The following is a 10898-nucleotide window of genomic DNA, read 5'->3' on the forward strand; positions in this document are numbered from 1 at the left end:
TGCGTTCGAGGAGTCCTCTGTGGACTTACCGGGCCCGTTGCGGGCGCAACCCGGCCGGATTCGCGTGCGCGGGAAGCGCGCCACCGGCACCGCCGCCTGCGCGGCGCTCTCACACGCAGTCGCGCGGGATCCGCTCCTGCCAGTTCTGCGAGCGCACGCGGTTCTCGCCCTCGTAGGCGTCCAGCTGTGCGTGCAGCAGGAACTCGGTGGGCGTGGACCTCAGCACGGTGCGGGTGCGGGTGCGGACCGCCCACGTGCCGCGCCGGAAACCCATCTCCCAGTCGATCTCGCCGCACACCGAGTTGAAGTCGTCGTTGACCCAGCTGTAGCGCTCCCGCGCGCGCCGCGTCATCTCGAGGTCGATGTCGTCGATCCGCACCACGCCGAGATCCTTCACCACGTTTAGCTCCGAGCGGTACTCGACCAGGTCCCGCGAGACCGTCCAGCGGTGCTCGGCGGGCCGGACCTGGGTGCTGGCCACCGGTGGCGTGCCCTCGGGCTCCGGGAACGGCGACTCGGGTAGCTCGTCGGGCTCCCGGATGGAGCGCACCGGCAGGATCAGCTCGCTGTCCTCCGGGTACACGGTCAGCCGCACCGGTTCGGGCGGCGGCCAGGCCAGCGGCCAGTAGGACGTCGACAGCGCCAGCCGGATCCGGTGCCTGGCCGGGAACGCCTGCGCGACGCCGTTGAGCTGCACCCGCACCCGGTAGGTGGTGCCCGGCTCCAGCAGGGTCGGCTCGGCGTGCCCGTCGCGGTGGGTCAGGTTGAGCAGCCCGTAGCTGACGCGGGTGGCGCGGCCATCCGGCGCGACGTCGGACAACCGCGCGGCCAACATCGCCACCGGCCGGTCCACGGACAGGCTGATCTCGGCCACCGGACCGCCCAGGATCTCGCAGCGCTCAGCCAGCGGTTCGGTGTCGAACACCATCGCCCCGCCGTCCTCCTCACGCTGGTCGTAGGGCAGGTCGGGGGGCGCGTTGTAGGAGCACCACTTGCCGGCGAACTGACCCAGCGACAGCGGCGACTCCACCTCCAGCGGCCGTGAGGCGGGCTCGGTGCCGGGGCGGCCGATCAGGTTGTGGCCCAGCGGGCAGTGGATCCGCTCCATGTGTGGTGAGGGCCAGCCCGGTTCGCCGACCCAGCGACCGGGCCGCTCGTCGTAGGCCGTCGACGGCGGCATGCTCTCCTGCATCCAGATGCACAGCATGGGTGCGTCCATGACGCCGTTGTCGACGTCCTTGAGCCAGTGGTCCCACCAGCGCACCAGTTCCTGCAGGAACCCGATCGCCGGGCCGGGCTGACCCAGGTGCGGGTACTTGTGCGACCACGGGCCGATCAGGCCCCGCCGCGGCACCGTGAGGCGCTCCATGAGCCGGAACACCGCGTTCGAGTACCCGTCGGCCCATCCGCTGGCGGCCAGCACCGGACAGGCGATGCTGCTGTAGTCCTCGCACACCGAGCCGTGCTCCCAGTAGGCGTCCCGGCGCTGGTGGTGCAACCACTTCGCCAACCACAGGCCGCTGTCGCGCATTCGCTGGTGCCACTGCTCACGCCAGCTCTCCCCGACCAGCGCCGGATCCGGCGGACAGGCGTTGTAGGCGAACATCGTCGAGGCCCACGACAGGTTGTCGCTGAGCAGGCACCCGCCCATGTAGTGCACGTCGTCGGCGTAGCGGTCGTCGCTGCAGCTCAGCGCGGCGATCGCGGCGAGGCTCGGCGGGCGGCGGGCGGCGACCTGCAGGGCGTTGAACCCGCCCCAGGAGATGCCCATCATGCCGGTGCGCCCGGTGCACCAGGGCTGCGCGGCCAGCCAGGCCAACACCTCCTCGGCGTCCCGCAGCTCCTGCTCCAGGTACTCGTCGGCGAGGACGCCCTCCGAGTCACCGCTGCCGCGCAGGTCCACGCGGGCGCAGGCGTAGCCGTGGCCGGCCAGGTAGGGGTGGTGGATCGAGTCGCGCCGCGCGGTGAGGTCGCGCTTGCGGTACGGGATGAACTCCAGGATCGCCGGCACCGGTTCGGTGTCGGAGGACACCGAGCGCCAGATGCGCGCCGCCAGCCGGGTGCCGTCGCCGAGCGGTATCCAGACGTGCTCCTCTTCCTTGATCTCGTTCGGCAGCGCGGTCACGATCCGCATCGGAATGACTCCAGACAGCAGCGGTCGCTCGTCATCGTCCACTGGGGACGAGCGCGGGGTGGGGCGGCGTGTGCACCCCTCTCACGTACCCGTTCCGATCGCCGCGTTAACCCGCCGCCACGACGGGTAGCCGGTGGACGTGCGGGAAGGAGGCCGGACGATGGGGGACATGCCGAATACGGCCCCGGCGCAGCAGCAGGAAACGCCGGGCACGACCGGCCCGATGGAGCCGGCGCCGCGTGACGAGATGCGCGACTACGTCGGCGCCGGTCACCTGCAGGACAGAAAGGCACTGATCACCGGCGGTGACTCGGGCATCGGCCGGGCCGTGGCGGTGGCCTTCGCCAAGGAGGGCGCGGACGTTGCGATCGGCTACCTCGACGCCGCCGAGCAGGCCGACGCCGAGCACACCGCCGAGCTGGTGCGTGAGCAGGGCCGCGACTGCCACCTGTTCCGCGGCGACGTCGCCGACGAGCAGTACTGCCGACGGCTGGTGGACGAGGCGGCCGAGCGGCTCGGCGGGCTGGACGTGCTGGTCAACCACGCGGGGACACAGGCGGCCAGCGACGATCTGACGGCCATCAGCACCGAGCAGTTCGACCGCACCTTCAGGGTCAACGTCTACGCGGTGTTCTGGCTGTGCCGGGCCGCGCTGCGCCACCTGCCCGAGAGCGGCGCGATCATCAACACCGGCTCGGTCAACGGGCTGCGCGGCAACAAGGACCTGATGGACTACGCGGCCAGCAAGGGCGCGGTGCACGTGCTCACCCAGTCGTTGGCGCAGTCGTTGGTGTCGCGCGGCATCCGGGTCAACTGCGTGGCGCCGGGGCCGGTGTGGACGCCGTTGATCCCCGCGACGCTGCCGGAGCAGAAGGTCGAGGGGTTCGGCGGGCAGGCCCCGATGCAGCGCATGGCGCATCCCGACGAGATCGCCCCGTCCTACGTGTTCTTCGCCTCGCAGCGGCTGTCCAGCTACTACACCGGTGAGGTGCTGGCCCCGGTGGGCGGCGAGACGCACCCGGGCTGAGGATCAGCCCGGCAGGCCGGGGCCCCGGCAGTCCACGTCGCCGGCGGGAACGGTGCCGTCCACGAGGTAGGCGGCCACGGTGGTGTCGACGCAGGCGTTGCGCTGGCTGGCGAAGACGCCGTGCGAGTAGCTGTCGTGCAGCAGCACCATGCGGGAACCGGGCAGGTGCTGCTGCATCCGCCGAGCTCCCGGCAGCGGCGTGGTGGGATCGTGTTCGGCCTGCACCAGCAGGACCGGCGGCATCGCCGGGTGGCCGAGGCGCGCGGTCTCGCGGGGCCGCGGCCAGTAGCGGCAGGCCGCGGATTCCAGTCCGGTGAGGACCGGTTGCGGATCGGCGGCGCGCAGCGACCGCAGCGCGCCCAGCACCTCGGCGGTGCTCGGCCGCGGGCTGTCGGCGCATTTCACGATCCGCAGCGCGGCCTCGTAGTTGCGCGATCCGACGTCGGTGCCGGGCAGTTCCGGGGTGAGCCCGGTGGTGTCGCCGGCGTGCAGGTACGCGCCGACGGCCCGCGCGAACGGCTCCCACCGCTCGGTGCGCGAGAGGGTCCGGTAGACGAGGTGGTCGAACTCGGCGGGGCCGAAGGTGCCACGTGCCGGGTGTTCGGCCAGTGCGGAGCGGGCCCGCAGGTAGTGCGCGCGCACGTCCTCGACCGTCGGACCGAGGCCGAACTCGGGGTGCGCGGCGATCCAGCGGAACAGCACCTCGCGCTGCGCCAGCATGGCGAAGCCCTGCCGTACGTCGAAGTCGTGCCAGTCGCCGGGGCTGACGACGCTGTCGAGAACCATCCGGCCCACCCGGTGCGGGAACTCGGCCGCGTAGGCGGCACCGAGGTAGCTGCCGTAGGAGACGCCGAGGAAGTTCAGCCGCGGTTGGCCGAGCGCCTGGCGGATGCGCTCGACGTCGCGCGCGGTGTTGACGGTGTTGATGTGGGTCAGCACCGCGCCGCTGCGCTGCCGGCAGTCGTCGGCGACGGCGCGCAGCCGGTCCAGGTGGGTGCGGTCGTCGGGCGGGACCGGGTCCGCGCCCGGGTGGTCGAACAGGCCGCCGAGCGGGCCGCAGTCGACCGGGGCGCTGCGGCCCACGCCGCGCGGGTCGAACCCGATGACGTCATAGGCGCGCTGCACCGGCTCGGGCAGCTTGGCGCGCTTGGCCACGGCGTAGTCGAAGCCGGACCCGCCAGGGCCACCGGGGTTCACCAGCAGCGCACCCCGGTACTCCGATGGCGTGCCGCTGGCCCGGATCCGCTTGACGGCCAGGGAGATCTGCCGTCCGCGCGGTTCGGAGTAGTCCAGCGGCACGGTGATCTCGGCGCAGTCCGCGGCGGGATCACCGGCGCACGGCACGAACAGCGGGGCGTGGACGGCGTTGATCAGCGGGGCGATGAGGAGGGCGGTCAGCCCGAGGCGGGCGGTTCTGATCACAGCGGGTCACTTCCGTGGTCACTCGACGCATGATTGCCAGCTTTCTTGAAAACGATTATCATCGCCAACTGTTGCGCACAACCGCCTGGAAGGAGTCCGCGTGGGCCACCTGCTGTTGGTGGAGAGCTGGGTCGGATCGATGAGCGCGCTGCTGCCCCGGGGGATCAGGGAGAGCGGCCACCGGTTCAGCTTCCTCACCCGCGATCTGCAGCACTACTTGCGGTCGAAGCCGACGGCCGGGACGCACCCGTTGCTGGGCGCGGACAACCTGCTCACCTTCGAGACCAACGATGTGCCGGAGCTGCTGGACCACCTGTCGGCGTTGCAGCCGGTGCTCGGCTTCGACGGCGTGCTGTCCTCCTGCGACTACTACCTCGCGACCGCTGCCCGCGCCGCCCAGCGCCTCGGGCTGCCGGGCGCGCCGCCCGAGGCGGTGGAGCGGGCATGCGCCAAGGACCGCACCCGCCTCGCGCTGCGCGAGGCGGGCGTGCCCGGCCCGGCCTTCGCCCTCGCCGAAACCGCGTCGGGGCTGGAGGAAGCCGCCGAGGCGCTGGGCTACCCGCTCGTGGTCAAGCCCGTCGATCTGTGCGCGGGCATGTTCGTGCGCGAAGTGGACGGTCCGGCCGCACTGCGCGAAGCCTACGCCGCGCTGCGGGACTTCCCGGTCAATGCGCGCGGCCAGCAGCGCAGTCCCGTGGTGCTGCTGGAAGAACTGCTGACCGGACCGGAGGTGAGCGTGGAGACCGTGACGGCGGGCGGCCGCACCACGGTCGTCGGCGTCACCGACAAGAGCATCGCCGGCGCACCGTGGTTCGTCGAAACCGGGCACATGTTCCCGGCCGCGCTGGACCCCGGCACCGAGGCCGAGGTGACGCGCACCGCGGTCGCCGCGATCGAGGCACTGGGCCTGGACCACGTCGTGGGCCACACCGAGATCAAGATCACCCCGGCCGGGCCACGGGTGGTCGAGGTCAACCCGCGACCGGCGGGCAACCAGATCACCGAACTGATCCGGCGGGTCACCGGCATCGACCTTGCGGCCGTCCACGCACAGCTCGCCCTGGGCGAGGAATTCGACCTGCAGCGGGTCAACACCGGCGCCGCCAGCGCGGCCATCGCCTTCCTGCTGCCACCCCGCGAGGGCGTGCTCGCCGAGGTGCGCGGCACCGAGCGGCTGCGCAGCGATCCGGCGGTGGTCGACTGGTCGGTCAAACCCGCCGGGCACCGCACCGGCCCGGCCACCAGCAACAACAACTACCTCGGCCACGTCATGGTGACCAGCGACCGGCCCGGGGCGGCGCGTGCCCGCGCCGAGTCGATGATCGCCGGACTCGACGTGCGCTACGCCACCGCGGAGGCCGCCGCGTGACCCCGCGGTCGGTCGAGGAGCTCACCCATCAGGTCCTCAGTGGACAGCACGGGCAGGTGCGGGACGCCACGGTCAGCGTCGGTTTCCTCACCCAGCAGGGAGCCCGGCACGCCGACCGGCAGCGCGAGTACCGCAACCACGTGCTCAGCCTGCGGGTCGAGGACGAGGTGGGCTCGTGCGCGGTGGAACCCGGTGAGGTGACCGAGGACGTCGTCCTCGACTGCGTCGGCGCGCCCGTCGCGGACCTGCTGCGCAGCCCGCTGCGGCCGGTCCGCGTCGCCGCGCTGGACGCGTACCTGCAGTGGCGGCGACCGCACCGCGACCACGCCGAGGCGGTGGTCGTCGGGCGCGGCAGCTCGCTGCAGAAGTCGTTGCACCGCGCCCGATGCGTGGTCGACCTGCTGCCCGTCGGGCCAGGCCGGCGGGTGCTGGTGGTGGGTGTGGTGAACTCCCTGCTGCACCAGCTGCGCGAACGCGGCAACCCCTACGTGGCCTGCGACTACAAGGGCGGCCGCACCGAGTGGGGCGAGCCGGTGGTCACCGACGCGCTGGCGGCGCTCGACGACTGCGAGGCGGTCCTCGCCTCCGGGATGGTCGTCGGCAACGGCACCTTCCAGCCGCTGCTGGACCACTCCCGGGCGACCGGAACCCCGCTGGTGATGTTCGCCCAGACGGCCAGCGGAGTACTGCCGCACTTCCTCGGCAGCGGCGTCACCGCCGTCTCCGCCGAGCCCTACCCGTTCTTCTGGCTCGACGGCGGCCCCACCACGCTCTACCGCTACGCGCCGGGAGGGTGCCGCTGATGCCGGGAAACCGCGATCTGCTGGGGCTGGTGTGCGAAACCCCGCTAACCCGGATCAGCGCGCCGCTGCCGCAACCGCACCCGGGTTTCTGGGCGAAGCTGGAATGCCTCAGCGCGGGCGGGATGAAGGCCCGCGCGGCAGTGTCGATGCTCACCGGCGCCCGCCGCCGGGGCGAGCTGCGCCCGGGCGCGGCGGTGGTGGAGTCGACCAGCGGCACGCTCGGCATCGGGCTGGCCTTCGCCGGTCAGGCGCTGGGGCACCCGGTGGTGCTGGTGGTGGACAGCGAACTCGAACCCGCCATGCGGGCCCTGCTGCGGGCGCACGGCGCGCGCCTCGAGGTCGTCGACGAACCGCACCCGGTCGGCGGCTGGCAGCAGGCGCGGCTGGACCGGGTGCGGCAGCTGTGCCGCGAACTGCCGGACGCGTTCTGGCCCGACCAGTACAACAACCCGGACAACCCGGCCGGCTACGAGTCGATGGGCGACGAGATCGCCCGGCAGATCGACCGGGTCGACGTGCTGGTGTGCAGCGTGGGGTCCGGCGGGCACAGTGCAGGCACCGCCCGCGCGATCCGCCGCCGCTGGCCGCAGGCCCGCCTGATCGGCGTGGACACCATCGGCTCGACCATCTTCGGCCAGCCCGCCCGGCCGCGGCTGATGCGCGGGCTGGGCAGCAGCATCCATCCCCGCAACGTCGCTTATGGACAGTTCGACGAGGTGCACTGGGTGGGGCCGGTGGAGGCGGTGCAGGCGTGCCGCACCCTGGCGCGCCGGGCGTTCGTCACCGGGGGCTGGAGCACCGGGGCGGTGGCGCTGGTGGCCGCCTGGGCGGCGCGCGTCGATCCCGGCGCGCGGGTGGTGACGGTGTTCCCCGACGGCCCGCACCGCTACCTCGGCACGATCTTCGACGACGACTACTGCCGGGCGCGGGGGCTGCTGGACCGGCCGATCGCGACCCGCCCCGTGGAGATCGCCGACCCGCGGGTGGCGGTGGACGGGTGGACGCGCTGCCAGGTCGTGGCGGACCCGCTGCTGGCGATGGAGGTTCCGGCGTGAAGCTGGGGTGGACGGTGCAGCGGCTCACGCTCCGCGAACCGTTGCGGATCTCCCGTTCGGTCATGGCCGAACGGGACGCGGTGACGGTGGAGCTGGTGCACGACGGCGTGGTGGGCCGCGGCGAAGTGGTGACCAGCACCTACTACGGGTTGACGCGGGAGCGGATCGAGGCGGAGCTGTTGGCGGCGCGCGAGGTCGTCGAGGCGACGGCTGATCCGGGCGATCTGCGCCTGACCAGCGATGTTCCCGGGGTCACGGCAGCGCTCGACGCGGCCTGGCACGACCTCGTCGCCGCGTTGCGGGGGGTGCCGGTGTTCGAGCTGCTCGGCGCGGCCAGCTGGCAGCCGACACCGACGGCGTACACGATCGGCATCATGCCGGTCGACTGCGCGGTGCGGGCCGCCCGGGACCTGATCGCCCGCGGGTTCAGCGTGCTCAAGGTGAAGCTCGGCGCGCACGACGACGAGATCGACCGGCTGCGGGCGATCCGCGGTGCCGCCCCGCACGCCCGCCTGCTGCTGGATCCCAACGGGGCGTGGGAACCCGAGCAGGCGGAACGGATGCTCGTCGCCGCGGCCGAACTGGACGTCGACGCCGTGGAACAACCCATCCGGCCCGGCACGCCCGCCGTGCTCGCCGAGGTGGCCGCCCGCTCCCCGGTGCCGGTCATCGCCGACGAGGACGCGGCCACAGTGGACGACGTACGCGCCCTGGGCCCGCGGGTGCACGGGGTGAACGTGAAACTGGCCAAGTGCGGCGGGATCCGGGCGGCGCGCGAGATCATCGCCGCCGCCCGGGCGAACGGGGTCGACGTGATGCTCGGCTGCCTGGTGGCCAGTTCGCTCGGCATCGCCCCGGCCGTGCACCTGACCCACGCGGCGCGCTGGGTCGACCTCGACGGGCACCTGCTGCTGGCGCGGGACCCGTGGACCGGCATCGGCGGCGCCGACGGCGTGCTGCGCCTCGAAGGGGACCGCGGTCTCGGCGTGCGTCCGGCGGTGCCGACATGAGGACCTGGCGGCTGATCCGCAGCTTCCCGCCGGCCCTGCAGCTGCTGCTGGTCAACCAGTTCGGCGTGAACACCGGTTTCTACCTGCTGGTGCCGTACCTGGCCGGGTACCTCGGCCACGCGCTGGGCGCCTCGGCGGCGGTGGTCGGACTGGTTCTCGGCGTGCGCACGCTGAGCCAGCAGGGGCTGTTCCTGCTCGGCGGCTCGGCCGCGGACCGGTGGGGCGCGCGGGGCGTCATCGTCGCCGGATGCGCGCTGCGCGCGGTGGGATTCGCGCTGTTCGCCTTCGGCACCTCGCTGCCGGTGCTACTGCTGGCGTCGGCGCTGAGCGGACTGGCCGGGGCGCTGTTCAACCCAGCGGTGCGCACCTACCTGGCGCAGGAGGCGGGGGATCGCCGAGCCGAGGCGTTCTCGCTGTTCAACGTCTTCGCCAACACCGGTGCCCTGCTCGGTCCGCTGCTGGGCAGCGCGCTGATCGCGGTGGGCTTCCAGATTTCCGCCCTGGTGGCCGCGGTGATCTTCGCGGTGCTGACCATCGCGCAGGTCGCGGTGCTGCCGGTGCGGCGCGTGCCGCGCCCGGCGAACTCGGTGTTCACCGACTGGCGTGTGGTGCTGGCCGACCGCCGGTTCCTGGCCTTCACCGCTGCGCTGACCGGGCTGTTCGCCCTGCACAACCAGCTGTACCTGGTGCTGCCGATGCAGGCCGAGCGGTTCACCGGCTCGCCCGGTGCGGTGGCGGCGGTGTTCGTGGTGGCCACGGTCGCGACCCTGGTGCTGCAGGTCCGCGTCACCGATGCGGTCAAGGACCGCTGGCGCCGCGGCCGGTCGATCGCCGTCGGACTGGCGGTGATGGGCGCCGGATTCGCGGCCACCGCCGCGGCCGCCGCGGTGGTCCCGGCCGCGCCCGCGGCGGACCCTCGGGACGCGGCGGTGCGGCTGCTGCCGGTGCTTCTCACGGCGTTCCTGCTGGCGCTGGGGGTGATGGTGGCGCAGCCGTTCGTCTACGAGCTGATCCCGTCGTTCGGCCGGGCGGAGCTGGCGGGCACCTACTTCGGCGTGTTCTACGTCGTCTCCGGGATCACCGCGGCGGCGGGCAACGCGCTCATTGGCTGGCTGACCGACCTGGCGGGCCGGGAGTGGTCGTGGCTGCCCGCGACGCTGTGCGTGCTCATCGGCCTGTCCTCGGCGGCCGCCGTGCTGGTGCTGGACCGGCGCGGCGGCATCGTTTCCGGAACTGGAGGATTTCGGTGCGCCCCACCATCGTCAGCGCGAACTTCCTGACCGACAACCCGGCCCTCTACGAGCAGCGGTTCCCGGACCCCGAGCACCTCGCGGCGCGCTTCGTCGACGACCTCGTGCGCCGCTTCGGCGGTGGCCGCGACCTGCTCGACGTGGGCTGCGGAACCGGGCGGGACGCGCGCCACTGGACCACGCGCGGCTACCGCGTCACCGGGCTGGACATCTCGCCGCAGATGGTCGAGCACGCCCACAAGCACTGCCCGGCGGGCAGGTTCGCGGTCGCCGACATGCGCACGTTCCGCCTGCCGCGGGAGTTCGACGTGATCACCTGCCTGGACAGCGCCCTGCTGTACTGCCACACCAACCCGGAGCTGGACGCGTTCCTGCAGCGCTGCCACCGCCACCTGCGGCCGGGCGGCCTGCTGGTCGCCGAGATGCGCAACGGCGCGTTCTTCCTGGGCAACACCGAGCTGCTCGACGAGGTCCGCGAGCAGGAGGTGGTCTGGGACGGCGTGACGTACCGGTCCCGGACGCGGCTGTGGATCGACCACGCCAACCAGCTGCTGCGGCGGGAGCGCAGCTGGGACTGGCCCGGGCGGGACGAGCCGCTGGTGCAGCGCTCGGCGTGGCGGCTGCTGTTCCCGCAGGAGCTGCGCTGTTTCGCCGCCCGGCACGGCTTCGAGGTGCTGGCGATGTTCGACGAACCGGGGCCGCGGGCGCGGACGCCGTGGCACCCGGACGCGGAGCTGTCCACCCGGCTCAGCGGCGACCGGCTGCACCTGGTGTTGCGGCGACCGGGCTGACCCCTTGGCCGTCTTGTTGAAAACCAATATCATTATC

At 72.7% G+C, this 10898-nt stretch carries 9 protein-coding genes; 7 read left to right on the top strand and 2 right to left on the bottom strand.

Annotated elements, in window-relative coordinates; all coding sequences use genetic code 11:
• Positions 1 to 109: 109 nt before the first annotated feature.
• Entirely contained in the window at positions 110 to 2134 is a 2025-nt protein-coding gene (locus IEY17_RS14080; RefSeq protein ID WP_188987837.1) for a CocE/NonD family hydrolase, read from the bottom strand.
• A gap of 169 nt (positions 2135 to 2303) precedes the next feature.
• Here IEY17_RS14080 and IEY17_RS14085 point away from each other — a divergent pair, with 169 nt between their 5' ends.
• Complete coding sequence (locus IEY17_RS14085) at positions 2304 to 3161, top strand: SDR family oxidoreductase (RefSeq protein ID WP_188987838.1); 858 nt, start codon at positions 2304 to 2306, stop codon at positions 3159 to 3161.
• A gap of 3 nt (positions 3162 to 3164) precedes the next feature.
• Here IEY17_RS14085 and IEY17_RS14090 read toward each other — a convergent pair whose 3' ends face one another.
• Entirely contained in the window at positions 3165 to 4583 is a 1419-nt protein-coding gene (locus IEY17_RS14090) for an alpha/beta hydrolase (RefSeq protein ID WP_188987839.1), read from the bottom strand.
• 100 nt (positions 4584 to 4683) lie between these two features.
• On the opposite strand from IEY17_RS14090, the gene IEY17_RS14095 reads away from it, so the two are divergent.
• From IEY17_RS14095 to IEY17_RS25445, 6 genes are read left to right on the top strand one after another with little or no spacing between them, the layout of a single operon-like run.
• Complete coding sequence (locus IEY17_RS14095; RefSeq protein ID WP_188987840.1) at positions 4684 to 5952, top strand: ATP-grasp domain-containing protein; 1269 nt, start codon at positions 4684 to 4686, stop codon at positions 5950 to 5952.
• Positions 5949 to 6755 carry a Rossmann-like domain-containing protein gene (locus IEY17_RS14100; protein WP_188987841.1) on the top strand — a complete coding sequence of 269 codons (807 nt, stop codon included), beginning with the start codon at positions 5949 to 5951 and terminating at the stop codon, positions 6753 to 6755. Before IEY17_RS14095 ends, IEY17_RS14100 begins: the two co-directional genes overlap by 4 nt.
• A complete protein-coding gene (locus IEY17_RS14105; RefSeq protein ID WP_188987842.1) occupies positions 6755 to 7810 on the top strand; it encodes a PLP-dependent cysteine synthase family protein in 1056 nt (351 codons plus the stop codon). The genes IEY17_RS14100 and IEY17_RS14105 overlap by 1 nt, the downstream gene beginning before the upstream one ends.
• Complete coding sequence (locus IEY17_RS14110; protein ID WP_229680148.1) at positions 7807 to 8820, top strand: dipeptide epimerase; 1014 nt, start codon at positions 7807 to 7809, stop codon at positions 8818 to 8820. The genes IEY17_RS14105 and IEY17_RS14110 overlap by 4 nt, the downstream gene beginning before the upstream one ends.
• Positions 8817 to 10100, top strand: a complete 1284-nt coding sequence (locus IEY17_RS25440; RefSeq protein WP_229680149.1) for an MFS transporter — start codon at positions 8817 to 8819, stop codon at positions 10098 to 10100. Before IEY17_RS14110 ends, IEY17_RS25440 begins: the two co-directional genes overlap by 4 nt.
• Entirely contained in the window at positions 10067 to 10861 is a 795-nt protein-coding gene (locus IEY17_RS25445; protein ID WP_229680150.1) for a class I SAM-dependent methyltransferase, read from the top strand. The genes IEY17_RS25440 and IEY17_RS25445 overlap by 34 nt, the downstream gene beginning before the upstream one ends.
• Positions 10862 to 10898 lie beyond the last annotated feature (37 nt).

It is taken from the genome of Saccharopolyspora thermophila (assembly GCF_014646075.1).
GTDB classification, from domain to species: domain Bacteria; phylum Actinomycetota; class Actinomycetes; order Mycobacteriales; family Pseudonocardiaceae; genus Saccharopolyspora; species Saccharopolyspora thermophila.